This is a genomic window from Curtobacterium sp. MCLR17_059 (genome assembly GCF_003234665.1).
Classification (GTDB): Bacteria; Actinomycetota; Actinomycetes; order Actinomycetales; family Microbacteriaceae; genus Curtobacterium; species Curtobacterium flaccumfaciens.
The window spans coordinates 50125-74402 of record NZ_QKSU01000002.1 but is presented as its reverse complement, the minus strand read 5'-3'; the positions used below and the strand labels follow the sequence as shown (position 1 = coordinate 74402).

At 70.2% G+C, this 24278-nt stretch carries 24 protein-coding genes; 8 read left to right on the top strand and 16 right to left on the bottom strand.

Going from position 1 to position 24278, the window contains the following annotated elements:
• Positions 1 to 135: 135 nt before the first annotated feature.
• The 5 genes from DEJ12_RS04185 to rplS form a co-directional block, all read right to left on the bottom strand.
• Positions 136 to 486, bottom strand: coding sequence for an Lsr2 family protein (locus DEJ12_RS04185; RefSeq protein ID WP_017888250.1), 351 nt, complete (start codon positions 484 to 486; stop codon positions 136 to 138).
• A gap of 117 nt (positions 487 to 603) precedes the next feature.
• On the bottom strand, positions 604 to 927 hold the full coding sequence (locus DEJ12_RS04180) for a DUF2469 family protein (RefSeq protein ID WP_017888251.1): 324 nt from the start codon (positions 925 to 927) through the stop codon (positions 604 to 606).
• 45 nt (positions 928 to 972) lie between these two features.
• Positions 973 to 1680: a ribonuclease HII gene (locus DEJ12_RS04175; RefSeq protein WP_111029157.1), complete on the bottom strand. Its 708-nt coding sequence runs from the start codon at positions 1678 to 1680 to the stop codon at positions 973 to 975.
• Entirely contained in the window at positions 1677 to 2420 is a 744-nt protein-coding gene (gene lepB, locus DEJ12_RS04170) for a signal peptidase I (protein ID WP_027465880.1), read from the bottom strand. The genes DEJ12_RS04175 and lepB overlap by 4 nt, the downstream gene beginning before the upstream one ends.
• Before the next feature lie 123 nt (positions 2421 to 2543).
• Positions 2544 to 2900: a 50S ribosomal protein L19 gene (rplS, locus tag DEJ12_RS04165; protein WP_017888254.1), complete on the bottom strand. Its 357-nt coding sequence runs from the start codon at positions 2898 to 2900 to the stop codon at positions 2544 to 2546.
• A 168-nt stretch (positions 2901 to 3068) separates the two neighbouring features.
• Here rplS and map point away from each other — a divergent pair, with 168 nt between their 5' ends.
• On the top strand, positions 3069 to 3851 hold the full coding sequence (map, locus tag DEJ12_RS04160; RefSeq protein ID WP_111029156.1) for a type I methionyl aminopeptidase: 783 nt from the start codon (positions 3069 to 3071) through the stop codon (positions 3849 to 3851).
• Between the two features lie 170 nt (positions 3852 to 4021).
• On the opposite strand, the gene trmD is transcribed toward map, so the two are convergent.
• The 8 genes from trmD to aroA form a co-directional block, all read right to left on the bottom strand.
• Positions 4022 to 4714: a tRNA (guanosine(37)-N1)-methyltransferase TrmD gene (gene trmD, locus DEJ12_RS04155; protein ID WP_111029155.1), complete on the bottom strand. Its 693-nt coding sequence runs from the start codon at positions 4712 to 4714 to the stop codon at positions 4022 to 4024.
• Between the two features lie 5 nt (positions 4715 to 4719).
• Positions 4720 to 5265 carry a ribosome maturation factor RimM gene (rimM, locus tag DEJ12_RS04150; protein WP_171907871.1) on the bottom strand — a complete coding sequence of 182 codons (546 nt, stop codon included), beginning with the start codon at positions 5263 to 5265 and terminating at the stop codon, positions 4720 to 4722.
• A gap of 19 nt (positions 5266 to 5284) precedes the next feature.
• A complete protein-coding gene (locus DEJ12_RS04145; protein ID WP_017888258.1) occupies positions 5285 to 5521 on the bottom strand; it encodes an RNA-binding protein in 237 nt (78 codons plus the stop codon).
• Positions 5522 to 5524: 3 nt separating this feature from the next.
• Complete coding sequence (gene rpsP, locus DEJ12_RS04140; protein WP_027465884.1) at positions 5525 to 5938, bottom strand: 30S ribosomal protein S16; 414 nt, start codon at positions 5936 to 5938, stop codon at positions 5525 to 5527.
• Positions 5939 to 6102: 164 nt separating this feature from the next.
• On the bottom strand, positions 6103 to 8238 hold the full coding sequence (locus DEJ12_RS04135; protein ID WP_111029154.1) for an FAD-dependent oxidoreductase: 2136 nt from the start codon (positions 8236 to 8238) through the stop codon (positions 6103 to 6105).
• Positions 8239 to 8242: 4 nt separating this feature from the next.
• Entirely contained in the window at positions 8243 to 9106 is an 864-nt protein-coding gene (locus DEJ12_RS04130; RefSeq protein ID WP_111029153.1) for an SDR family oxidoreductase, read from the bottom strand.
• An 84-nt stretch (positions 9107 to 9190) separates the two neighbouring features.
• Positions 9191 to 10369 (bottom strand): acyl-CoA dehydrogenase family protein, encoded by a 1179-nt coding sequence (locus tag DEJ12_RS04125; protein ID WP_111029152.1) that lies wholly within the window; start codon positions 10367 to 10369, stop codon positions 9191 to 9193.
• Positions 10366 to 13638, bottom strand: coding sequence for a 3-phosphoshikimate 1-carboxyvinyltransferase (gene aroA, locus DEJ12_RS04120; protein WP_111029151.1), 3273 nt, complete (start codon positions 13636 to 13638; stop codon positions 10366 to 10368). The genes DEJ12_RS04125 and aroA overlap by 4 nt, the downstream gene beginning before the upstream one ends.
• Before the next feature lie 119 nt (positions 13639 to 13757).
• On the opposite strand from aroA, the gene DEJ12_RS04115 reads away from it, so the two are divergent.
• The 3 genes from DEJ12_RS04115 (at position 13758) to DEJ12_RS04105 (ending at position 17549) form a co-directional block, all read left to right on the top strand.
• A complete protein-coding gene (locus DEJ12_RS04115) occupies positions 13758 to 14897 on the top strand; it encodes a glutamate--cysteine ligase (protein ID WP_181433023.1) in 1140 nt (379 codons plus the stop codon).
• 214 nt (positions 14898 to 15111) lie between these two features.
• On the top strand, positions 15112 to 16215 hold the full coding sequence (locus tag DEJ12_RS04110; RefSeq protein ID WP_146245537.1) for a tetratricopeptide repeat protein: 1104 nt from the start codon (positions 15112 to 15114) through the stop codon (positions 16213 to 16215).
• Positions 16216 to 16301: 86 nt separating this feature from the next.
• Positions 16302 to 17549: a 26S protease regulatory subunit gene (locus DEJ12_RS04105; protein ID WP_111029149.1), complete on the top strand. Its 1248-nt coding sequence runs from the start codon at positions 16302 to 16304 to the stop codon at positions 17547 to 17549.
• A 75-nt stretch (positions 17550 to 17624) separates the two neighbouring features.
• Here the strand turns inward: DEJ12_RS04105 and ffh are convergent, their stop codons facing one another.
• Both ffh and DEJ12_RS04095 read right to left on the bottom strand, forming a co-directional pair.
• The gene (gene ffh / locus DEJ12_RS04100) at positions 17625 to 19178 is read right to left on the bottom strand and encodes a signal recognition particle protein (protein ID WP_111029148.1); all 1554 of its coding nucleotides are present in this window, start codon (positions 19176 to 19178) and stop codon (positions 17625 to 17627) included.
• A 44-nt stretch (positions 19179 to 19222) separates the two neighbouring features.
• Positions 19223 to 19912 (bottom strand): VOC family protein, encoded by a 690-nt coding sequence (locus tag DEJ12_RS04095; RefSeq protein ID WP_111029147.1) that lies wholly within the window; start codon positions 19910 to 19912, stop codon positions 19223 to 19225.
• A gap of 84 nt (positions 19913 to 19996) precedes the next feature.
• On the opposite strand from DEJ12_RS04095, the gene lipB reads away from it, so the two are divergent.
• Both lipB and lipA read left to right on the top strand, forming a co-directional pair.
• Entirely contained in the window at positions 19997 to 20716 is a 720-nt protein-coding gene (lipB, locus tag DEJ12_RS04090; RefSeq protein WP_111029290.1) for a lipoyl(octanoyl) transferase LipB, read from the top strand.
• The gene (gene lipA / locus DEJ12_RS04085) at positions 20713 to 21696 is read left to right on the top strand and encodes a lipoyl synthase (RefSeq protein ID WP_111029146.1); all 984 of its coding nucleotides are present in this window, start codon (positions 20713 to 20715) and stop codon (positions 21694 to 21696) included. The genes lipB and lipA overlap by 4 nt, the downstream gene beginning before the upstream one ends.
• 78 nt (positions 21697 to 21774) lie before the next feature.
• On the opposite strand, the gene DEJ12_RS04080 is transcribed toward lipA, so the two are convergent.
• Positions 21775 to 22800, bottom strand: a complete 1026-nt coding sequence (locus DEJ12_RS04080; protein WP_110859106.1) for a TerC family protein — start codon at positions 22798 to 22800, stop codon at positions 21775 to 21777.
• A gap of 217 nt (positions 22801 to 23017) precedes the next feature.
• Between DEJ12_RS04080 and ftsY the strand changes: the two genes are divergently transcribed.
• Positions 23018 to 23887: a signal recognition particle-docking protein FtsY gene (gene ftsY, locus DEJ12_RS04075; RefSeq protein WP_017888268.1), complete on the top strand. Its 870-nt coding sequence runs from the start codon at positions 23018 to 23020 to the stop codon at positions 23885 to 23887.
• 106 nt (positions 23888 to 23993) lie between these two features.
• Positions 23994 to 24152 carry a hypothetical protein gene (locus tag DEJ12_RS17940; protein ID WP_171907827.1) on the top strand — a complete coding sequence of 53 codons (159 nt, stop codon included), beginning with the start codon at positions 23994 to 23996 and terminating at the stop codon, positions 24150 to 24152.
• Positions 24153 to 24278 lie beyond the last annotated feature (126 nt).

Genomic DNA, 24278 nt, shown 5'->3' with positions numbered 1-24278 from the left:
CAACGATCTCCGGAACGCACACACCGATCGGCGGAGTCGGAGAGTCTGTGGAATCAGTGCGGGCGAATTGCCCCTGTGGAGGAAAGAAGAAGGACCCGGGCGATCGAGATCACCCGGGTCCTGCTGCGACGAGCGTCAGTGCGCTGCTGCGTAGGCTTCCTGCACCTGCGTCGAGATGCGCCCGCGGGAGGAGACTTCGTACCCGTTCTCCTTGGCCCACTCGCGGATCTTGCCGAGTTCTTCGGAGTTGCCGCGCTTCGGAGCGGACTTCGGCGCGGAACCGCCGCCGGTGCGACGACCGGAGACCTTGCGCGCTGCGGCGATGTAGTCGGAGATCGCCTCGCGGAACTTGTCGACGTTGTCGTTCGACAGGTCGATCTCGTACGACGAGCCGTCGAACGCGAATTCGACCGTCCGGCCTTCACCGGTGGTGATGGGGGAATCGTCGAGGTCGTCGACGAGCTGGACGGTGACCTTCTGTGCCATGGGGTGCTCCTGTTCGTGGGGCGGTTATTTCCCCATCAGAATAGCGCGCACAATTCCCCGGCGGTCCGGATCAGCGGCGATTCACCGAGAAAGAAGCAGGAGAAAGGAAATTGACGATCACTCGTCGAGTGCGAGTTCCTTCGGCAGTTCGAGTTCGCGCGTCGTGAGTTCCTCGACATTCACGTCCTTGAACGTGAGTACCCGGACACCCTTCACGAACCGGTCGGAACGGTAGACGTCCCAGACCCAGACGTCGTTCATCGTCAGTTCGAAGTAGAAGTCGTGCTCCGTGTCACGGCGCACGAGTTCGACCTCGTTCGCCAGGTAGAAACGGCGCTCCGTCTCGACCACGTAACGGAACTGCGACACCACGTCGCGGTACTCGCGGTACAGGGCCAGCTCGACCTCGCGGTCGTAGTCGTCGAATTCGTCCTCATCCATTGCGCCCACAGTCTACGGCGACGGAGGCCCGTGCGGACGACGGGCTCAACCGGCGAGGGCGTCGAGTTCGTCGAACCCGTCCAGTGCGACGCTCGAGGCCTGGTGCAACCACGACTTCCGGTGCAGCGCGTGCGCCCCGATCGCCCGGATCGCGTCGTAGTGCGCCGTCGACCCGTAGCCCTTGTTCGACACCCACCCGTAGTGCGGAGCCTCGTCGTGCGCGGAGATCATGAGCGCGTCACGAGCGACCTTGGCCACCACGGACGCCGCGGCCACCGAGGCGCAGTCGCGGTCGGCCTTGACCCGGACGACGACCTCGAGCGGGTCGGCGGCCGGACGGAGCGACGCGGGCAGCGCACGGCTCAACCAGTCGAACGAGCCGTCGAGCACCACCACCGCGCCGTCGAGGGACACCCCGTCGGCGACCAGGGAACCGAGCGCCTGCGCACCGGCTGCACCGAGAGCGGGCACGATGCCCTGCTGGTCGACGAAGTCCGCCGAGGCCATGCCGACCGTCGTGCGCGCCCAGCGCTGCACGACGGGCACGAGGTCGGTCCGGCGCGCCTCCGACAGCAGCTTCGAGTCCGCGAGCCCCTGGGGCACACGACCGATGTCGAGCGTCACCGCGGCCACACCGACGCCGACCGGACCGGCGATGGCGCCACGGCCGACCTCGTCCATGCCGATGACCGTCACGCGGCCCTCGGCGAGCAGACGTTTCTCGAGCCGGAGCGACGGACGGACGGCGGTCACTCGTCGCGCTCCTCCACGCCGGCGAACACCTCGGGGTGGTCGTCGAGCCACGTCCAGCGGCTCGCCGGCCACGAGATGACGAACGCGCGACCCGTGACGTCGGACATCGGGACGAAGCCCTTCGACGGGGTGTCGCCGTTGTACCGGGAGTCCTTCGAGTCGTTCCGGTTGTCGCCCATCACCCAGATGGTGCCCTTCGGCACGGTGACCGAGAAGTCGGTCGCCGAGGCCGGGGCGCCGGCGGGGAGCTTCAGGTACGGCTCCTTGATCGGCACACCGTTCACCGACATCTGCCCGAGGTCGTTGCAGCAGGACACCTTGTCACCGGGCAGACCGATGACGCGCTTGATCAGGTGGTCGTCGCTGTCACCGGTGCCGAGACCGACCTGGGTCAGTGCCCAGTCGATGGCCTTCGCGGGCTGGGTGTCCGGCGTGACGCTCGGCACCTCGGACCCGGTGAGCCAACCGCCCGGGTCCTTGAAGACGACGACGTCTCCCCGCTTCAGTGCCACGGCGCCGGGGACGAGCTCGTTCACGATGACGCGGTCGTTGATCTGGAGCGTGTTCTCCATCGACGCCGACGGGATGTAGAACGACCGGATCAGGAACGTCTTCACCAGGAACGACACGAGCAGTGCCGCGATGAAGATGATGACGAGGTCGCGGAGGAATGTGAGGACACCGTTCCGTTGCTTCTCGGCACGTGGCCTGCGCCCGGAATCCTCTGTCGTGTCCGTCATTTCCGCTCTCGTTCGAACCACTGACTCCCCGCAAATGGGAAGAGCCCCCCGTCGATGCACAACCGTACATGGACGAGGGGCTCGCAGCGGCGTCCGGCTCGCGGACGTTCACTGTGAAGGCGATCAGGCGTCGCGCTTCTCCTTGATCTTGCGGCGGGCCGCCTTGCCGCGGAGCTCGCGCAGGTAGTAGAGCTTCGCACGACGGACGTCACCCTTGGTGACGATCTCGATGTGGTCGATGATCGGCGAGTGCACCGGGAACCAGCGCTCGACGCCGACCTGGAAGCTCACCTTGCGGACCTTGAAGGTCTCGCCGATGCCGTGGCCCTGACGGCCGATGACGACTCCCTGGAAGACCTGGATACGCGAGCGCGTGCCTTCGATGATGTTGACGTGCACCTTGATGGTGTCGCCGGGACGGAAGTCCGGGACGTCGGTACGCAGCGATGCTGCGTCGACGTTGTCGAGGAGCTGGCTCATGGTGGGTTTCACTCTCTGCGGACGCGCACGGGTCGCCGCGGATCGAAGGTTCGGAAAGTGGTGGTGCGTGCCCGGTGTCGGCGACTCCCCCGTGGCAGAGTCCAGCCAGGGCACAGCGTTCAATACTGCCACAGAGAGCGCGGGAGACAAAACGACGAGGATGGACCCATGATCGAACTCCGCACCCCCGCCGAGCTGGACGGACTGCGCGTCGCCGGCCGGTTCGTGGCCGACGTCCTCGACGAGCTGCTCGAGACCGTCGACGTCGGCGTCAACCTGCTCGACCTCGACCGCGTCGCAGCCCGGATGATCGCCGAACGCGGGGCGGAGAGCTGCTACGTCGACTACCACCCGTCGTTCGGCATGTCGCCGTTCGGCAAGAACCTCTGCACCTCGGTGAACGACGCCGCCCTGCACGGCCTGCCGCACGACCACACCCTGCAGGACGGCGACCTGGTGAGCCTGGACTTCGCCGCGAGCGTGGACGGCTGGGTCGCGGACTCCGCCGTCAGCGTCCAGGTCGGCACACCGCGCGACGAGGACCAGGCACTGATCGCCACGGTCGAACGGGCACTGGCCGCCGGCATCGCCCAGGCGGCTCCCGGCAACAAGCTCGGCGACGTCTCGCACGCCATCGGTCACGTGGCGCACCAGGCCGGTCACGACGTGAACCTGCAGTTCGGTGGGCACGGCGTCGGTCGCACGATGCACGGGGACCCGCACGTGCCGAACGACGGCCGTCCGGGTCGCGGCCTGAAGCTCCGACCGGGTCTGGTCGTCGCGATCGAGCCGTGGCTCATGCAGACGACCGACGAGCTCTACCAGGACGACGACGGCTGGACGCTGCGCAGCGTCGACGGCTCGCGTGCCGCGCACGTCGAGCACACGGTGGCGGTCACCGAGGCCGGCCCCGAGGTCCTGACCCTGCGTCGCGCCCAGCGCGACCAGTAGCGAGCCTGGAGGCGCGGCACCAGCTGGCACCGCGCCTCCAGTCCGTCACGCGTCGTCCCCACCCCACGGAAGCGACAGATCTCGCGGCCCGCGGACCGTCACAACAGCGAAAGCGACAGATCTCCGCGGATGTTCCGCGGAGATCTGTCGCTTTCGCGAGACGGGTGACGCTACGCGTCGGGCAGCAGGTCCGGACGGACGCGCCGCGTCCGCTCCAGCTGCTGCTCGTGCCGCCAGGCACCGACGCGGGCGTGGTGCCCGCTGAGCAGGACGTCAGGGACGTCGAGGCCGCGCCACGACGCGGGCTTGGTGTACGAGGGGTACTCGAGCAGGCCGTCCTCGTGGGACTCCTCGACCAGCGACTCGGGGTTGCCGACGACGCCGGGGACGAGTCGTCCGACGGCCTCGATCATCGCCATCGCAGCGACCTCGCCGCCGTTCAGCACGTAGTCGCCGAGCGAGAGCTCGACGACGGTGGCGCGTGACGACGCCCACTCGAAGACGCGTGCGTCGATGCCCTCGTACCGCCCGCAGGCGAACACGAGGTGCTCCGACGTCGACGCGAGGGACCGCGCGATGGACTGCGTGAAGGGCGTGCCGGCCGGCGTCGGCACCACCAGGGTCGACGAGCCGTCGGGCCGGAAGAGCGCTTCGAGCGCCTGTGCCCACGGCTCCGGCTTCATCACCATGCCGGCGCCACCGCCGTACGGGGTGTCGTCGACGGTGCGGTGCCGGTCGTTGGTCCACGATCGCAGGTCGTGCACGTGCAGGTCGAGGAGACCGCCGGAGCGGGCCTTGCCCAGCAGGGACACGTCGAGCACGGAGAAGAACTCCGGGAAGATCGTGACGATGTCGATCCGCACGGGGACTAGTCCGTGACCGTCTCGGGGCGCGAGGTGTCCTCGGGGTCCTCGAACAGACCCTGCGGGGGCGTGACCGTGACGGTGCCGGCCGCGATGTCGACCGCCGGCACGATGGCCGAGACGAACGGCACGAGGACCTCGCCGCGGGACGGCGTGTCGATCGCGAGCAGGTCCTGTGCGGGCATGTGGTCCACACGGGCGACCGTGCCGACCTCGACGCCGTCACGCAGGACCTTCAGCCCGACGAGCTGGTGGTCGTACCAGGCGTCGTCCTCACCGGTCTCGGCATCGGCGTCCTGCTCGACCCAGAGGATGATGCGCGCCAGGGACTCGGCCGCGGTGCGGTCGTCGATCCCGGCGAAGAACGCGACGGGGTGACCGTTGTACCAGCGGAGTTCGTCCAGCTCGAGGGTCTTGCCCGACCACGGTGAGTCGTCGGGGACCTGGAGCGTGAAGGTGGCGCCCGGGGTGAACCGACGATCCGGGTCGTCGGTGTAGAGCTCGAGCTTGATGCCGCCCTTGAGCCCGTGCGCCTTCGTGATTCGACCCACCCGGAGCTGGGTCGTCTCCCTAGGAATCGGTGTCCACCACGTCGACCCGCACGCGCTTGCCGTCGGCCAGGGCCGTGACGAGCGTGCGGAGCGCCTTGGCGGTGCGCCCGGCGCGACCGATCACGCGGCCGAGGTCCTCGGGGTGCACGCGCACCTCGAGGACCTCGCCGCGTGGGGAGGTGGAGCTGGCGACGCGCACGTCGTCAGGGTGATCGACGATCCCCTTGACGAGGTGCGTCAGCGCGGATTCGAGCAAGGACTACGCCTCGGTCGTCTCGTCGGCGGTCTCGGCGTCGTCGGCCTTGGCGGCGGGTGCCGTCTTCTCCGACTTCGGCTTGAGCACGGCCTTCTTCGAGGAGTCGACCTGGAAGGCCGGCTTCGGCTCGGCGACCTTGACCTTGGACTCGGTGTCCTTCTCGCCCTTGAACTTGGCCCAGTCGCCGGTCAGCTTGAGGAGGGCCGCGACCTGCTCGGTCGGCTGCGCGCCGACGCCGAGCCAGTAGAGCGCACGCTCGGACTCGATCTTGATGACCGAGGGCTCCTCGGTCGGGTGGTACTGACCGATCTCCTCGAGGACACGACCATCGCGCTTGGTGCGCGAGTCGGCGACGACGATGCGGTAGTAGGGCGCACGGATCTTACCGAGACGCTTCAGACGGATCTTGACAGCCACAATTGCTCCTGTTTGCTTTCGTTGTGGTTGAACTGGAACCGCGGGCGTGGGGGCACACACGGCGAAAGCTCGAGAGAGATCGCTCACAGCTGGATAGAGGGTCGAGCTGCGGCGATTCGACCGTTCATTCTTGCAGATTCCCGGCCGTGATGCGAGCCGACTCGCTACGGCGCGAGCCGCCGCACCGCTTCGAGGGCCTCGGACGTCGCCCGGACCGCGTCCACGCTCCGTGCGTCACGCGCGCCGCCGACGACGGCGTACGGCACGCCGGCGGCCTGGAGGCCCGTCACGAGTCCGTCAGGCGCGTCGCCCTCGGCGTCGGTCGCGCGCTCCTGCCCGGCGCAGACCACGACGGTGTCCGCCGGGACGCCGACCTCGTCCCCGTGCTCGTCGCGGATCCAGAGCACCCCGGGTTCGATGCGCAGGTACTCCTGCACGCCGCCGACCATCCGCACCCCGGCGTCCCGCAGCCGACCGATCGCGACCCAGCGCGAGGTGATGCCGATCCCCTGGCCGAACTTGCCCGAACGCCGGAGCACCGTCACCTGCGACCCCGGTCGGGTGGTGCGCCGTGCCGCGGGGAGGCGCTGCGGCACGTCGCCGACGAGCTCCTCGGACACGTCGAGGTCCCAGCGGGCCGCGAACTCGGCGGCCCGGACGACCTCGTCGGGTGACTCGGTCAGGAACGCCGCGGTGTCCACGCCGATGCCGCCGCCGCCGATGATCGCGACGGTGCCCTCGGGTACGCCGTTCCGCAGGGCCTGCTCGTAGGACAGCACGTGCGGCAGGTCGCTGCCGGGGACGTCGATGCTCCGCGGGACGACCCCGGCCGCGAGCACGACGGCGTCGCTGTCGACGAGGTCCCGAGCCGTCGCCGGGCGTCCGAGGTGGATCATGGCGCCCCGCTCCGCGAGCTCGGCGCGGGCGGACCGCACCGTGGCGGCGTAGTCCTCCTTCCCCGGGACGAGTGCGGCGAGGCCGAACTGGCCGCCGAGGCGGTCGGACGCCTCCCAGACGGTGACGTCGTGGCCCCGACGTGCGGCGTCCACCGCGGCGGCGAGCCCGGCCGGTCCGCCACCGACGACGTCGACGCGCTTCGGGTCGGTGGTCGGGCGAGCGGGGAACGCGACCTCGCGGGCGGCACGGGGGTTCACCAGGCAGGACACCGGTGCGCCGATGATCGAACGGTCGAGGCACGCCTGGTTGCAGCCGATGCAGGTGTTCACCAGGGCGAACCCGCCCGCGAGCGAGCGCGACACGATGGCGGGGTCGGCGAGGAACGGCCGGGCGAGGGCGACGGCGTCGATCAGTCCGTCGCTGAGCACGGCCTCGCCGTCGCGCAGGTCCGTCATCCGGTTCGACGCGATCACGCGGACGTCCGGGTACGGGGACGCGCGCACCACCGCGGCGATCCGTGTCGCGTACGCCAGCCAGGCCCCGTGCGGCACCGAGGCCTGCACGGTCGGGGTGCGGGACTCGTGCCAGCCGATGCCCACCGAGATGCCGTCGAGTCCGAGCGGCAGCAGATCGTGCACGAGCGCGTCGACCTCGTCCTCGGTCGACGAGCCGGGCATCAGGTCGGCGCCGGACAGCCGGATCGTCACGGCGAGCTCGGGCACCGCGGCGCGCACGGCCCGGACGACCTCGATCGCGAAGCGCCGACGCCGTTCCGCGTCACCGCCCCACTCGTCGTCGCGCAGGTTCGTCAGCGGTGACTGGAACTGGTTGATCAGGTACCCCTCGGACGCCATGATCTCGACGCCGTCGAACCCGATCGCGCGGGCGGTGCGGGCCGCGGCGGCGAAGTCCTCGATGGTCCGCTCGACCTCGGCCGACGTCAGCTCGGTCGGCACCACACCGCGGGCGGCCCCCCACGGCAGGGCCGAGGGCGCCACGACGCGCTGCGGGTCGCCGTGCCGGTCGACCATGCCCGACGCGAGCGCGTACCGCCCGGCGTGGAACAGCTGCGCGAGGATCGTCCCGCCCTCGTCGTGCACGGCGTCGACCGCCACCCGGAACCGCTCGTCGGCTCCCCCGACGCCGAACACCGCGAAGTCCGGACCGCCGCGGGCCTCGTCGTTCACCGCGATCCCGCCGGTGATGATGCACGCCGCCCCGCCGGCCGCCCGTTCGCGGTAGAAGGCGGCCATGCCGGCTCCACCGTCGTCGTGTACCTCGAGCCCGGTGTGCATCGACCCCATCACCACCCGGTTCGCCAGGTGCAGGGGGCCGAGGGTCCAGGGTGTCGCGACGGTCCGGAGGGACTCCGGCACGACGGGGGCGGAAGCGACGCTGCTCATGCGCCTATTCTGCGGTGTCCGCGGCCGGAGCGTCGGCCGGCAGCACCGCGTCGCGGAGGGGCGACGTCGTGTCCGACCAGTACGGCGGTGCGATGACCGTCAGCCCGCCGTCGACCGAGAGCACCTGCCCGGTGATGTACCCGGCCTTGTCCGACAGCAGGAAGTCGACGGCGTCGGCCATGTCATCGGCCGTCCCGGGGCGCTGCAGCGGGAGCTTCTCGAGCACGGTGTCCATCGGCGCCTGGCCGGGGACCTTCGTGTAGAAGTACTCGAGCGAGTCGGTGTCGATGAGGCCGCCGTTCACCGCGTTGACCGTGATCTGACGCGGACCGAACTCCACCGCCATGTACTTCATGTACGCCTCGCTCATGGCCTTGGCGGCACCGAGTGCGGCGTAGGTCGGGAATGCCCGGAGTGATCCGTACGAGGTCACGACGACGATGCGGCCGCCCCGGTCCATGAGTTCCGCGGCGCGCTGGGCGCCGAGCACGAACGAGCGGGCGTTCGTGGCGTAGCTGCGGTCGAGGTGGTGCAGCTTGAGGTCGGCGACGGGCTTGAACGCGCTGGCGGCGGCGTTCGCCACGAACATGTCGAGGCGTCCGTAGGTGTCGCGCACCAGGTCGAACAGGGCGTCGATCGACTCCGGCTGCTCGATGTCGACCTGCGCCGTGATGCCGTCGCCGCCGGCCGCCCTGACGTCGGCGAGGGACTCCTCGGCCAGGTCGGCGTTGCCCTTGTACGTCACCACGACGGTGACGCCGCGCTGGCCGAGCTTCTGCGCGAGCAGGCGGCCGATGCCGCGCGAAGCGCCGGTGATCAGTGCGATGGGCGAGCTGAGTGCGATGGGTGCGTTGGTGCTGTCGGTCACTGCGGTCCTTCAGGTGAGTGGGAGACGGACGGGAGGCACGGGGCGGGCCCGCCACGGGCCTCCTGTCCGGTGGTTGGGTGCGGTCTAGAACCCGGCCTTGCCGGTCACGACGGCGCGGCCGACGACCAGCTTCTGGATCTCGTTGGTGCCCTCTTCGAAGCGCTGCGCGCGTGCGTCGCGGTAGACGCGCTCGATGGCGTTGCGCTTCCAGTAGCCCTGCCCGCCGTGCACCTGCAGGGCCTTGTCGGTGACGCGCGCGAGCATGTCGACGGCGACCATCTTCGAGGCACTGGACAGGGTGCCGGCGTCGGGGCGGTCGTCCTCGTAGGCGCGAGCGGCCTCGAGCACCAGGGCGCGTGCTGCGGCGATGTCGGCGTAGTTCTCGGCCAGGTAGAACTGGATCGCCTGCCGGCTGGAGAGCCGCTTGCCGAAGGTCTCGCGCTTGTTCGCATACTCGACGGCGAGCTCGTTCGCCCGCTCCGCGAGCCCGACGGCGCTCATCGCGACGGACACCCGGCTCGGCAGCAGGAAGCCGCCGAGCGCGACCTCGAGACCCTGGCCCTCGGCGCCGAGCAGTGCACTCGCCGGCACGGGCACGTTGGTGAAGCGCAGGATCGCGTGGTCGGTGCCACGGATGCCCATGGTGTCGGAGTCGTCGATCACCTCGGCACCCGGCAGCCCGTTGTTCGGCATGAGGAACGCGACCGTGCCGTCCTGGCCGCTCGTCCCCTCGAGGCGGGCGGCGATGAGCCAGTAGTCGGCCTTGACGCCGAAGGTGATGAGGTGCTTCTCGCCGTTCATCACGTAGGTGTCGCCCTCGCGCCGGACGGTCGTGCGGATGTCCGCTCCGGTGCCCGCGGTGGCCTCGGTCAGGGTGAACGCGACGAGCGTGTCCCCCGCGACGGACGGCTTGACGACCTGCTCGATCTGCTCCGGCGTCGCGTAGGGAGCCATCGCGCGCCAGGTGCCGTTGATGACGTGCACCAGCATGCGGATGGAGGCGTGCGAGCGGGAGACGACCTCCATGATCTCGAGGTAGCGCGAGAACGGGATCGCCCGTCCGCCGAGCTCCGTCGGGGCGGCGAGGCTGAGCCACCCGTTCTCCTTGAGTTCCTGGAACAGCTCCGGGGCGACCCGGCCGGTGCGCTCGATCTCGTCCGCCCACTCCTCGCCGGGGCCGCGGACCCACTCGGTGACCTCGGCCTTGAGCTGCTGGAAGGCGGCTTCGTCGAAGCCCGTGCTCGTCTGCTCGACGATCGTCATCGTGTCTCGTTCTCCTTCGTCGCGACGAGCGCGGCCGCCTGCTCGCGCAGGATGTTCTTCTGGACCTTGCCGACCGCGTTGCGCGGCAGCTCGGTGATGTACTCGAGTCGTTCCGGCCAGTAGTACTTGCTCACGCCGGCCGTGTCGAGGTACTGCTGCATCCCGGCGAAGTCGAGCGGCTCGTCCGCGCGGGCGTTCACGACCCACGCGCAGGCACGCTCACCGAGCCGCTCGTCCGGCATCGCCACGATCGCGACGTCCGTGACCAGCGGGTGCTGGTACAGCAGGTTCTCGATCTCGACGACGGGGATCTTCTCGCCGCCGCGGTTGATGACGTCCTTCACCCGTCCGGTGATCGACAGGAAGCCCTTCTCGTCGACCTTCGCCAGGTCGCCGGTCCGGTACCAGCCGTCCGCGGTGAACACGTCGTCGGTCAGGTCCGGACGGTCGAGGTAGCCCGCGAACATCGTCGGCGAGTGCAGCTCGAAGTTGCCCTCGGTCCCGGCGGGCAGCTCGATCCCCGCGTCGTCGACGATGCGGATCGCGATGCCCGGCAGTGCCCGGCCGTCGTGACCGTACGCGTCGGCGGGGTCGTCGCTCGGGCTGGACAGGGCTCCGAGACACGTCTCGCTCGTCCCGAAGGCGCCGAGGATGGCGCTGCCGAGCACCGTGCTCGCTCGCTGGGCCAGTGCGCGGGGCACCGCGGCGCCCGTCGGCACGAAGATCCGGAGCGACTCGGGCTGCGGAGCACCGGCCTCGACCAGGTCGACGAGGTCGGTCAGGAACGGCGTCGCGCACTGCACGAAGGACGCCCGTGCGACGCCGAACGCCTGCTCGAGTGCGACGCGGCCGTCCCACACCGGCTGGATGACCTGCGGGGCACCGAGGCGGAACGCCAGCAGCATGCCGTACAGGAACCCGGTCTGGTGGGCGAGCGGCGACGGGATGTAGATGCGGTCGGCGCTGGTCAGCCCGGACTGCGCCACGTGCATGGCGGTCGCGAGCCCGAGCGTGCGGTGCGGGTGCTGCACGCCCTTCGGCTCCCCCGTGGTGCCGGAGGTGAAGAGCAGCTGGCAGACGTCGTCCGGCCCGGGAGCGTGCGACGCGATCTCGTCGACGTCGACGTGCACGGCGGCGAGGGCGTTCTCAAAGTAGCGCCAGTGCCAGTCGCTCGCCACGACCCGTTCCAGGGCGTCGGCGGGCAGCGGCGGCTGGTTCGTCGGGGTGTCCCCCTGCCCGCGGGCCTCGGCGCGGAGCACGATGACGTGCTCGAGCGACAGGCGGCGGTCCTGCGCGGCGGCCTCGTCGATGACGTCGAGGAGTTCGAGCGCGGGACGGCGCTTCCGGAACACGTTCGGCAGGAAGACCACGCGGGCCTTCGAACGCGCCAGCGTCATCGTGGTCTCGCGGGGACCGAACACCGGCATGATCGGGGTCGCGACGGCGCCGATCTGGATCGCACCGAGGGTGATCGACACGAACTCGCGCCAGTTCGGCAGCTGCATCGCGACGGATTCACCCGTGCGCACGCCGAGTTCGAGCAGCAGGGCGGAGACCCGGTCGGCCTCGTCCTGCAGCTCCTTCCACGTGGTGTTCACGGGCGTCGCACCGCCGACCTCGATCACGGCGAGGCCGTCGGGGTCGGTCTGGGCCAGGGCACGGACCCGCTCGCTCAGGACGAGGGGGTCGGCGTCGACGCCGGCGAGCTCGGGCACGGCGACGGCGGGCTGCGGGGCGGTGGGCTGCGGGCCGGCGGGCTGCGGGCCGGCGGGCTGCGGGGCGGTGGGCTGCGCGGTGGGCTGTGCGAGCGGCTGCTCTGTTGGCTCGGGCGCCGCAGACGTCTCGAGGGGCGTGCCCAGGTGCGTGCGGACCCCGTCGGCCTCGGCGGCGTCGATCCGGTCGTCCCGCGCCGCCTGGGCTGCGAGCCGGTCACCGACGGACATGTCGAGCCCGACGGAGTTCATCGCCTCGAGGAACGTCGGGTAGGAGATCCGGTAGGCACGCGGGTAGGTCAGGCCGGACACCCCGTCGGCACTCGACGCCGCGACCGCGAGGGACATCAGCACGCGGTGGTCGTTGAACGAGGACATCGGCGCACCGTGCAACCCGGCCGCACCGACACCGGTGACCCGCAGCTCGTCCGCACCCTGCTCGGCACGGCCGCCCATCCGGTTCAGCTGGAGCATCGCCGCGACCCGGTCGGACTCCTTCAGCCGGATGTGCGCCACGTTCCACAGTCGGCTCGTGCCCTCGGCGAAGGTCGCCATCGTCGACAGCACCGGCAGCAGGTCCGGGATCGGACGGCAGTCGACGTCGAGCGGCCGGAGCGGCGACCCGTCGTGCTCGATCCGGACGAAGCCGGTCTCCTCGTCGATCCGCATCGGGACACCCATCGCGGTCGCGAGGTCCAGGAACTCGCTCTCCGGGTGGTCGGTCTCGGCCGTCGTCGTGGCCGTCATGCCGCGCAGCAGCACGTTCGACTCACGGGTGCCGGCCGCCGCGATGCCGAACGCTGCGGAGCCGATGTCGGGCGGGATGACGTAGTCGTGCGGGGTGGCCTGCTGGCCCGCCGGGATCCGGTACTCGAGCCAGTCCTCGGAGACCTCGACCGTCAGGCCGAACTGCCGCATCATCCGCACGGTGAGCTCGACGTAGGGCTGCTCGTTGAGCCGCCCGCCGGTGATGTGGATCCGCGTCTCGTGCTCGGCGAACGGTGCCACCAGCAGCAGCCCGGACACCCACTGCGACAGGGTGCCGGCGATCGTCACGTCACCGCCGCGCGGACGCTTCGGCTGCACGGTGACGGGCGGGCAGTCGTTCGTCGCCTCGAGCTCCACCCCCATCTGCGTCAGCGAGGTGAGGAGCGCCTTGATCGGGCGGCGCTGGAAGTACTTCATGCCCGACAGGGTCATCGGGCGGTCGGCCAGCGAGGCGAGCCCGGTCATGAAGTAGAGCGTGGTGCCCGAGGACCCCATGTTGAGCAGTCCGTCGGCACCGCGCGAGCCGTGGTCCACGACGTCGGTGGCCTGGTACCGGCCGCCCAGTCCGGTCACGTGGTACGCGTTCCCACGACGCTTGACGTCGACGCCGAGCGCGCGGAGCGTGCCAACGGTCCACTCCACCTGTCGCGTCGCGCTCACCCCGGAGACGACACTCGTCCCCTTCGCGAGCGACGCGAGCACCAGCGCGCGGTGCGCGTGGTACTTCGAGACCGGGATGTCGAGTTCTCCGACGAGCGGGGCGTTCGTCCCGCGCACCACCAACTGCATGCGTACCTCTTCCCTGTAGGAACATTTCAACGGTACGCCCACAGTGGAACTAGTTGCAGGACGATCCGCACGATCGGGACAACGCTTCGTTGTGCGTGTCCGACAAGGACCCGGGCAGGATGGACGGCATGGACATCCGCTTCACCGAGTCCCGCCCGTCGACCATCGGCGTCGAGTGGGAACTCCCCCTGGTCGACCGGTCGACCGGCGACCTCGCTCCCCGCGCCCCCGCCGTCATCGCCGCCGTGCACGAGCGGCTCGGTGACCACGACCGCGTCACCGAGGAGCTGCTGACCAACACGGTCGAGGTCGTCTCGAGCGTCCACGACCGCGTGGGGGCTGCGACGAGCGAGCTGTCCGGCATCATCGGCGAGGTCATCGACGCCGCCGAGCCGCTCGACGCCCAGGTGATGTGCTCGGGCACGCACCCGTTCGCGGTGTGGGACCAGCAGGAGATCACCCCGGACAGCGAGCACTACACGACCCTCATCGACCGCACTCGCTGGTGGGGACGCCAGATGCTCATCTGGGGCGTGCACGTGCACGTCGGCATCGACGACCGCGACAAGGCCGTCCCGATCATGAACGCGATGCTCGCCTACGTCCCGCACCTGCAGGCGTTCACCGCGTCGAGCCCGTTCTGGGGCGGCACCGACACCGGGTACGCCTCGAACCGCGCCCTCATGTTCCAGCAGCTCCCGACCGGCGGGCTCCCGCCGCAGCTCGGCGCCTGGGCGAACTTCGAAGAGGTCGTCGGCGACCTCACGCACACCGGCGTCATCGACGGCGTGAAGGACCTGCGCTGGGACATCCGACCGTCGCCGGGCTGGGGCACCCTGGAGAACCGGGTCTCCGACGGCATCTCGACCCTGCACGAGGTCGGCGCCGTCACCGCGCTCGTGCAGTGCCTGGTCACCGCCTGCTCGGACCGGCTCGACGCCGGCGAGACCCTGCCCACCATGCAGCCGTGGTTCATCCGCGAGAACAAGTGGCGTGCGGCCCGCTACGGCATGGAGGCCGAGATCATCACGAACGTCGCCGGCGACGAGCGGCTCGTGACCGACGAGGTGCACGACCTGGTGCAGCGGCTCGACCCGATCGCCGAGCGGCTCGGCTGCCAGGACGAACTGCACCACCTCGACACGATGATCGAGCGCGGCGCCTCGTACCAGCGGCAGCTGCAGGTCGCGCAGGAGAACGGCGGCGACCTGCGCGAGGTCGTCCGCCACCTCGTGACGGAGTTCCGCGAAGCGCTCTAGCCGCGACCGGCCCGGATCGGGCGTACCTGGTCGAATCGGGCCTACCTGGTCGTTCCTTTCGACCAGGTACGCCCGATTCCACTTTCCATCGCGCGTGCGATGGGAAGGAACGTCGCGGCGCGACCACGAACGGACGGGAGGCCCGGTGCCAGCTGGCACCGGGCCTCCCGTCCTGGGGGCATCGGCAGTCCACGGCGAACGCTACAGTTCCCCTGTGGCGGGGGAGGCAGCACAGCGCGGACCGGCGACGGTGATCCGTGCCGGCGCGCTCGTCGACGCCGGTCGACCGGAACAGGCACTCGCCGAGGTCAGGGCGGTCGAGCACGACGAAGGCGAATCGATCGCCGGACAGCGCGTGCGTGCCCTGGCGCTGCTCGCGCTCGACCAGCCGGACGCGGCGTGCGAAGCTGCTCGACGAGCGGTCGCTCTCGCGCCGGGTGACAGTACCTCCCTCCGCGTGCTGTCGACCGCCCTGCTCCGCTCTGGGGACCGGATCGGAGCCGTCGAGGCCGCCCGTCGTTCGGTCGCCGCGGACCCGGGATCGTGGCAGGCGCACGCTGCGCGAGTCGATGCCCTCTGGCTCGGCGAGCAGAACCGCTTGGAGGCGATGCGGGCGAGCTTCGAAGCCGTGCGCCTGGCTCCCACCGAACCGTTCGTGCACCGCCAGCACGGCGACCTCCTGCTCGCCGTCGGACGGCAACGGGAAGCGCAGGACGCGTACCGCCGGGGGCTCGCGCTCGCTCCGGAGGACCGAGGGGCACGGCACAACCTGGCGGTGGCACGGCTGCGGCACGGCCACGAGAGCGAGTCCGCGCTGGCCTTCGCGGGCATCCTGTCGACGAACCCGACGGACGCCACAGCACTGCGGAACCTCATGATCGGCGTCGTCAACCCACTCGCCCGCATCAGGGTGGCCCTCGGCGGCGCGGCAGTGATCACCGCCCTCGGCTTCCTGGCGACGATCGACAGCGGGGATCCGGGGATGGAGCGCTGGGCGACCACCTTCCCGCCGGTGACCGCCCTCGCCGTGATCGCCTTCATCGCCCTCCGGTTCGCCTCCGAGGCACGGCCTCGCCTCGCCTTCCTCGTCTCGGTCGCTCGACGAGCGGTACCGAGTTGGGGACTCGTGACGCTGGTCCTCGGTGGAGCAACCGCGATCTCGGCGACCGGGCTGTTCCTCCCACCGGTCGCCGCGCTCGTCGCGCAGGGTCTCGTGTTCGTCGGGGTCGTCATCGCGTCCGTCCTGATGAAGCGCATCCTGCGCGCCTTCCCGAGGACCCGCCCAGCGGTGCACGAGGACGACGATGACGACGGGTGACGAGCTCGCCCTCGCGACCGAACTGCGCCTGGCCTGACGCCGCGTCGCGCGACACCACCGAACCGACCGCTCCGAGAGGACTCCCGATGAACGACGACCCGGTCCACGACGACCCGGTGATCGGCGCGCTCCGACGCGCGGTCGACAGCGCACCCCACGACGTCGCACTGCGTGTCCACCTCGGTCGTCTGCTCCTCGAAGCCGGACGTCCGGCTGAGGCGACCGCCGAAGCGGCAGCCGCACTCGCCATCGCGCCGACCGACGCCGCGGCGGGCGCGCTCATGCTGGCGGTGCTGCGCCCGGGTGCCGCCACGGCACTCCCCGCGGACGCGCCGACCGACGCTCCCGCCGCTGGTGCGCCGTCCGACTTCGACTGGCACGCCGCGGAACAGCAGGTCGAACACATCGTCGAACCGTCCTTCGTCGAGGACTCGGCTCCCGACCCGGACCTGCCGTCGGCGTTCTCGGTCGAGCCGTCGGAGGTCCGGTTTGCGGACGTGGGCGGGATGGAGGCCGTCAAGCAGCGGCTCACCGTCGCGTTCCTCGCCCCGCTCGCGAACCCCGAGCTCCGGGCGTTGTACGGCAAGAGCCTCCGCGGCGGTCTGCTGTTGTACGGCCCTCCGGGGTGCGGGAAGACGTTCATCGCCCGGGCTGTCGCCGGCGAGCTCGGCGCACGCTTCATGAGCGTCTCCATCACCGACGTCCTCGACCCCTACCTCGGCGCGAGCGAGCAGAACATCAGGGCGGTCTTCGAGGCCGCACGCGCCGCGGCTCCATGCGTGGTGTTCTTCGACGAGGTCGACGCGCTCGGCCAGCGACGGAGCCAGACCCGCAGCTCGCACGTGCGCGGGATGGTGAACCAGCTGCTCACCGAACTCGACGGCGTCGACGGCGGGAACGAGGGCGTGTTCGTGCTGGCTGCGACGAACCAGCCGTGGGACGTCGACCCCGCGCTCCGTCGTCCGGGTCGGCTGGACCGGACGGTGCTCGTCCTGCCGCCGGACGTCCCGGCACGCGAAGCGATCTTCCGCGGGCACCTCCGCGACCGACCGGTCGAGGGCATCGACGCCGCAGCGCTCGCCAAGCGGACCGAGGGCTTCTCCGGTGCGGACATCGCCTACGTGTGCGAGGTCGCCGCCGAGCACGCGCTCATGGACAGCATCACGACGGGCACTGCACGGCTCATCGGGATGCCGGATCTGCTCGCCGCCCTGGGTGAGGTCCGGCCCTCCACGAGCGCCTGGCTCGAGACGGCGCGGAGCGTCGTCCTGTTCGGCGAGGACGACGGGACGTACGCCGACCTGCGGGCGTACCTCAAGAAGTCCAAGCGCTGAGTGACGGACGGGAGGCCCGGTGCCAGCTGGCACCGGGCCTCCTGTCCGTTAGGTGGTCGGGATCGCGAGTCGCGACTAGCGACCCAGGAACTTCTGCAGCGACGCGAGCTCTTCCTCGGTCGGTGCCTTGCCGCCCTTGGCGCCGCCGAGGCCGAGGCCGGACCCCTGCTGAGCCTGCTGCGGCGCGGCCGCCGCGCCGGCAGCCAAGGCCGCGCGCTTGGCGGGGTTGCCCACCTTCGACTTCTTCTTGCCGCCCTGCTGCTGCTGCTTCTTGCCGCCGTGCATGCCCGGGATCGGACCCATGCCCGGCATCTGCGGCACGCCACCGCGGGCGACGGTCTTCATCATCTTGGCGGCCTGCTCGAAGCGGTTGACCAGCGCGTTGACCTCGGTGACCGTCGATCCGGCACCGCGCGCGATGCGCAGACGGCGCGAACCGTTCAGGAGCTTCGGGAGCTCGCGCTCCTGGGGCGTCATCGACTGGATGATCGCCTCGGTGCGGACGATCTCGCGCTCGTCGAAGTTGTCGAGCGCCTCGCGCATGCCCTTGGCTCCCGGGAGCATGCCGAGCATGCCCTTGATGGAGCCGGCCTTGCGGAGCTGCTGCATCTGCTGCAGGAAGTCGTTCAGCGTGAAGTTGTCGGTTGCGATCTTGTCCGCGACCTTGCGCGCCTCTTCCTCGTCGAAGGCGCCCTGCGCCTGCTCGATGAGGGACAGGATGTCGCCGAGGTCGAGGATGCGGCTCGCCATGCGGTCCGGGTGGAACGGCTCGAAGTCGTCGAGCGACTCGCCCGTCGACGCGAACATGATCGGGCGGCCGGTCACACTGGCCACCGACAGGGCGGCACCACCGCGTGCGTCACCGTCGAGCTTGGAGAGCACGACACCGGTGAAGTCGACGCCTTCCTGGAAGGCACGGGCCGTGTTGACGGCGTCCTGACCGATCATCGCGTCGATGACGAACAGGACCTCGTCCGGGTCGACGGCCTTGCGGATGTTCGCGGCCTGCTTCATCAGCTCGGCGTCGACACCGAGTCGACCGGCGGTGTCGACGATGACGGTGTCGTACTGCTGGTCGATCGCGGCCTTGATGGCGTTCTTGGCGACCTTGACCGGGTCGCCGACACCGTTGCCGGGCTCGGGCGCGAACACGTGCACGCCGGCCTGCTCGCCGACGACCTGCAGCTGCTGCACGGCGTTCGGACGCTGGAGGTCCGCCGCGACGAGCATCGGGGTGTGGCCGTCCTTCTTGAGCCACTTGCCGAGCTTGCCCGCGAGTGTGGTCTTACCGGCACCCTGCAGACCCGCGAGCATGATGACCGTCGGCGGCTTCTTCGCGAACTCGAGCCGTCGCTGCTGCCCGCCCAGGATGCCGACGAGTTCCTCGTTGACGATCTGGACGACCTGCTGCGCCGGGTTGAGCGCGCGGTTGACCTCGTCGGAGAGGGCACGCTCGCGCACCGATGCGGTGAACGCCTTGACGACCTCGAGCGCGACGTCGGCGTCGAGGAGCGCCCGCCGGATCTCGCGGACGGTGCCGTCGACGTCGGACGGAGTCAGCCGACCCTTGCTCCGCAGATTGCGGAAGGTCTCGGTCAGCCGATCGGAGAGTGAACCGAATTGCGCCATGATCCGTCGATTCTACAAGGCTCCCGCCGACGACACCGGCCCGTTCACCGCAGGAGGACACCCTCGGTCAGTTCGAGCGGCACCCCGAGCCCCACGTCGATGACCACCGGCGCGCTCGACGGGCTCCGGTCACCGGTCGGGAACCAGCGTCGGTCGGGCGACACCAGGATCACGAGACCGTCCACGTCGCCCACCGCCGCGAACGACTCCCCCGGCGGGTTGGCGTACGGCTCGAGACCGGCGCGTCGCAGGGCCTCGACGGCGCCGAGGACGTCGGGGACGGGGACGCCGACCTCGCTGACGGAGACGAGCGGGACGACGGCGCCGGTGCCTGTGCCGGTGCCGGTGCCGGAACCGTCGCCGGCGCGCCGGGCGCCCGACTCCAGGCCCCGCCGCTCGATGAGCTCGAGGAGCTGCTGGTCGGGCCCCTCGAAGTAGACCGACCGCGAGTTCCAGTTCGGCGGCCCCTCGAACTCGTCCTGGTCGTCCGTACCGAGCACCGTCGTCAGCCCGGCGATCCAGGCCTTGGCCCCGTCGAAGGCCCCCGTGGGGATCGTGATCGCCAGGTGCAGGGCTCCGGCCATCTCGGGCAGTTCGCGGAACACGAGGAGCGTCGACCCCACCATGATGCGCACCGTGGCGTCGACGATCTCGACCGGACACCCCAGTCGTTCGTAGAACCGGGCGGTGTCGGCGAGCGATCGGGTGGCGAGCTGTACCTGTCGGATGTCCATGTCCTCATCGGACCATCTCAACCATTGTTGAGGTCAAGCACCCGGTTGTTGGACGCCGTCCAGAAACTGTCGTACGCTCGCCGCATGCCGGAACTCGAGATCGTCCGCCACCACGGCCTGCTCGACTACGCGGACGGCCTCGCCCTGCAGCGGGACCTGCACGCCGACGTCGTCGCCGGCCGCTCCCCCGGGGCCCTCGTCCTCTGCGAGCACCCGTCCGTGTACACCGCCGGACGCCGCACCGAACCGTCCGACCTGCCGACGAACGGCGCCCCGGTCATCGACACCGACCGTGGCGGACGCATCACCTGGCACGGGCCGGGGCAACTGGTCGCCTACCCGATCGTCCGGCTCGCCGAACCCCTCGACGTCGTCGCCTGGGTGCGCGACCTGGAGCAGGTCGTCATCGACGCCGCGGCCGCAGTCGGGGTGCACGCCGAACGGGTCGCGGGTCGCAGCGGCGCCTGGGTGCCAGGCACGGACGGCTCCCCCGCCGCCAAGGTCGGCGCGATCGGCCTGCACGTCGCCGAGGGCGTGACGAGCCACGGCATCGCGATCAACTGCGACAACGCCCTCGACGCCTACGCCGCGATCGTCCCGTGCGGCATCGCGGACGCCGGGGTCACGACGCTGAGCGCCGCCGCGGCGCACGTGGGGCTCGCTCCCGTGACCGTCGACGACCTCGCACCCCTGGTAGCGCACGGCGTCCAACAGGCCGTCGACGGCATGCACAGCGGCCACCGGATCAGCACGACGACCCCCAGCACCAGCACCGCGCCCGCCCGACAGGAGACCCTCGTATGACCCTCGCCCCCGAAGGCCGCCGCATGCTCCGGGTCGAGGCCCGGAACGCCGAGACCCCGATCGAGACGAAGCCCGCGTGGATCAAGACCCGTGCCACGCAGGGCCCGGAGTTCCGCGAGCTGTCGAGCCTGGTGCGCGACAAGCAGCTGCACACCGTCTGCCAGGAGGCTGGCTGCCCGAACATCTTCGAGTGCTGGGAAGACCGCGAGGCCACCTTCCTGATCGGCGGCTCGCAGTGCACCCGTCGCTGCGACTTCTGCCAGATCGACACCGGCAAGCCGGAACCGCTCGACCGCGACGAGCCCCGGCGGGTCGCGGACTCCGTGGCGGAGATGGGGCTGCGGTACGCGACCGTGACCGGCGTCGCCCGCGACGACCTGCCCGACGGCGGCTCCTGGCTCTACGCCGAGACCATCCGGGCGATCCACGAGCACTCCCCCGGCACCGGCGTCGAGATCCTGGTGCCGGACTTCAACGGGCGTCCGGACCAGCTGGGCCCGGTGTTCGACGCCCGCCCCGAGGTCTTCGCCCACAACGTCGAGACCGTCCCGCGGATCTTCAAGCGGATCCGGCCGGCCTTCACGTTCGAACGGTCCCTCGACGTCATCACCCAGGGCCGCGACGCCGGACTGGTCACGAAGTCGAACCTGATCCTCGGCATGGGCGAGGAGCGCATCGAGATCGAGGACGCCCTGCAGCGCCTGTTCGACGCGGGCACGGACATCATCACGCTGACGCAGTACCTCCGCCCGTCGCCCCGGCACCTGCCGGTCGCGCGCTGGGTCAAGCCCGAGGAGTTCGTCGAGCTCCGCCAGGTCGCCGAGCAGATGGGCTTCGCCGGAGTGCTGGCCGGACCGCTGGTCCGGTCGTCGTACCGGGCGGGCCGGCTCTGGGCACGGGCGACGGTGGCCCGCGGCGGCTCGGTTCCCGAGCACCTGGCCCACCTGCTCGACGCGACCCCTGGTCGCCAGGCCGTCTGACGCTCCGGACGACACCCGGACAGACGGGAGGCGCGGTGCCAGCTGGCACCGCGCCTCCTGTCCGTCAGGTGGTGACGACTACTTCGCGTCGGCCTCGACCGACTCCTTCGGCTGGCCGGTCGGGGTGAGCCCGCGCTCCTGGCGGCGCTTCGAGACCACCAGCGACGCGGTCGTGGCGACGGCGATCGTCAGCGCGATGAAGCCCAGCGAGAACCAGATCGGGATCTCCGGCGCCCACTCGATGTGCTCGCCCCCGTTGATGAAGGGGAGCTCGTTGACGTGCATGGCGTGGAAGACGAGCTTCACACCGATGAACGCCAGGATGACGGCCAGGCCCTGACCCAGGTAGATGAGGCGCTCGAGCAGCCCGGCGATCAGGAAGTACAGCTGCCGGAGGCCGAGCAGCGAGAACGCGTTCGCCGTGAACACGATGAAGGCGTCCTGCGTCAGCCCGAAGATCGCGGGGATCGAGTCGAGCGCGAAGAGCACGTCGGTCAGGCCGATGGCGACCATGACGAGCAGCATCGGGGTGAACAGCCGCTTGCCGTCGACGCGGGTGGTCAGACGGTCGCCGTCGTAGTGGTCCGAGGTCGGGATGATGCGCTTGAGGATCCGGATGAGCCGGGATTCACCCTCGCTGCCGTGGTCGTTGCCGCTGCGGGCCTGCGACCAGGCGAGCCAGAACAGCAGCGCACCGAACAGGTAGAAGACCCACGAGAAGTTCTCGATGATCGTGACGCCGAGGGCGATGAACACACCGCGGGCGACGAGCGCGATCGCGACGCCGACCAGCAGGACCTTCTGCTGGAACTCCTTCGGCACGGCGAAGCTCGACATGATGATGAGGAAGACGAAGAGGTTGTCGACCGACAACGCCTTCTCGGTCAGCCAGCCGGCGAAGTACTCGCCACCGGCCTGCCCGCCGCCGAACACCAGGATGCCGATGCCGAACAGGATCGCCAGCCCGATGTAGAAGGCCGACCAGAACGCGGATTCGCGGATGTGGGGCACGTGCGGCGTGCGGACGTGCGAGTAGAAGTCGAACACCAGCAGCGCGAGGATGCCGGCGATCGTGATGAGCCAGACGAAGAGTGGGACGTCCACGGTTTCCTTCAGGTAGGGCGCGCCGCTGATGTGTGGGTACGCCGAGGCCTGAAGGTCTCTTCCGTCGTCCCGCACCGGAACCGGTGCCGCACGACCGGCGCCCCGGGGCCGGATCGTTCCGGACCGTACTGACGGGGTCACCGAGAGGGAATACTCCCCTTCGTGATCCCGAGCATACCGGGCACAGCGGACATGTGCCGCGCTCTAAGCTGGGAGCATGGCGAGTTCTTGGTCACTGTCCACACGGCTGCGCGGCCTCTTCCAGCGCAAGACGATCGACGAGACCACGTGGGAGGACCTCGAGACCGCCCTCATCGGCGCCGACTTCGGGCCCGACATCTCCGAGGAGATCATCGAGGACCTGCACGCCCGCGTCGACCGGTACGGCACGACCGACCCCGCCGACCTGCAGCGCATGCTCCGCGAGGTCCTGGAGGAACGGCTCTCGAAGCTCGACACCACCCTGAAGCTCAGCGCGCGGCCCGCCGTGGTGCTCGTCGTCGGGGTGAACGGCGTCGGCAAGACCACGACGATCGGCAAGTTCGCCAAGTTCCTGAAGACCTACGACCGCACGGTCCTCGTCGGCGCGGCGGACACGTTCCGCGCCGCGGCGGTCGAGCAGGTCGCCACCTGGGCCCAGCGCGCCGGGGTCGACGTCGTCCGTCCGTCGCAGCCCGGGCAGGACCCGGCGTCGGTGGCGTACCAGACCGTCGAGAAGGCGATCCGCGACCAGACCGAGATCGTCGTCATCGACACCGCCGGGCGTCTGCACACCAAGGCCGGCCTGATGGACGAGCTCACGAAGATCAAGCGCGTGGTCGAGAAGCAGACCGAGATCAGCGAGGTCCTGCTCGTCCTCGACGCGACGACCGGCCAGAACGGACTCGCCCAGGCCCAGGCCTTCATCGAGGGCGCCGGTGTGACCGGCCTCGTCATCACGAAGCTCGACGGCTCGGCCAAGGCCGGGTTCGTGCTGAGTGTGCAGGAGAAGACCGGCATCCCGATCAAGCTCATCGGGCAGGGCGAGGGCATCAACGACCTGACGGGCTTCACGCCGCACGTGTTCGTGCAGAACCTCGTCGGCTGAGCGAAGGCGGCCCCGTCGGCTGAGCGAACGCGTCGGCACGCCGAGGAGTAGCGTCCCTGACGGTCCGGGCATCTGCTCGGTCTCGTTCCAGGGATAGGAGACCCTCATGCCCGCACTGCTGATCATCGCGATCATCGTCGGCCTCGTCCTGCTCTTCAGCGGCATCTTCGTCGGTGCGCTGAAGTTCCTGCTCTGGGTGGGCATCGTGCTCATCCTGCTGGCGGTCATCGGCTGGCTGCTCCGGACGATCCGCGGTCGCGCGTAGCGACCCGGCGTCCTGTCCGGACGCACCTGACAGAACGGGAGGCGCGGTGCCAGCTGGCACCGCGCCTCCCGTCTGTCGTGGTGACGTGCACGGCTCTCCGAAAGCGACAGATCTCGGTACCGGCCC

Bases quoted from the DNA above. Each gene is read 5' to 3' on its own strand.
- DEJ12_RS04180 (WP_017888251.1), bottom strand. From the start codon at position 927: ATGGATGAGGACGAATTCGACGACTACGACCGCGAGGTCGAGCTGGCC.
- map (WP_111029156.1), top strand. From the start codon at position 3,069: ATGATCGAACTCCGCACCCCCGCCGAGCTGGACGGACTGCGCGTCGCC.
- DEJ12_RS17940 (WP_171907827.1), top strand. From the start codon at position 23,994: ATGCCCGCACTGCTGATCATCGCGATCATCGTCGGCCTCGTCCTGCTC.
- lepB (WP_027465880.1), bottom strand. From the start codon at position 2,420: ATGACGGACACGACAGAGGATTCCGGGCGCAGGCCACGTGCCGAGAAG.
- rplS (WP_017888254.1), bottom strand. From the start codon at position 2,900: ATGAGCCAGCTCCTCGACAACGTCGACGCAGCATCGCTGCGTACCGAC.
- lipB (WP_111029290.1), top strand. From the start codon at position 19,997: ATGCCGGAACTCGAGATCGTCCGCCACCACGGCCTGCTCGACTACGCG.
- aroA (WP_111029151.1), bottom strand. From the start codon at position 13,638: ATGCAGTTGGTGGTGCGCGGGACGAACGCCCCGCTCGTCGGAGAACTC.
- DEJ12_RS04105 (WP_111029149.1), top strand. From the start codon at position 16,302: ATGAACGACGACCCGGTCCACGACGACCCGGTGATCGGCGCGCTCCGA.
- lipA (WP_111029146.1), top strand. From the start codon at position 20,713: ATGACCCTCGCCCCCGAAGGCCGCCGCATGCTCCGGGTCGAGGCCCGG.
- DEJ12_RS04115 (WP_181433023.1), top strand. From the start codon at position 13,758: ATGGACGGCATGGACATCCGCTTCACCGAGTCCCGCCCGTCGACCATC.
- DEJ12_RS04095 (WP_111029147.1), bottom strand. From the start codon at position 19,912: ATGGACATCCGACAGGTACAGCTCGCCACCCGATCGCTCGCCGACACC.
- ftsY (WP_017888268.1), top strand. From the start codon at position 23,018: ATGGCGAGTTCTTGGTCACTGTCCACACGGCTGCGCGGCCTCTTCCAG.
- DEJ12_RS04135 (WP_111029154.1), bottom strand. From the start codon at position 8,238: ATGAGCAGCGTCGCTTCCGCCCCCGTCGTGCCGGAGTCCCTCCGGACC.
- ffh (WP_111029148.1), bottom strand. From the start codon at position 19,178: ATGGCGCAATTCGGTTCACTCTCCGATCGGCTGACCGAGACCTTCCGC.
- DEJ12_RS04185 (WP_017888250.1), bottom strand. From the start codon at position 486: ATGGCACAGAAGGTCACCGTCCAGCTCGTCGACGACCTCGACGATTCC.
- DEJ12_RS04125 (WP_111029152.1), bottom strand. From the start codon at position 10,369: ATGACGATCGTCGAGCAGACGAGCACGGGCTTCGACGAAGCCGCCTTC.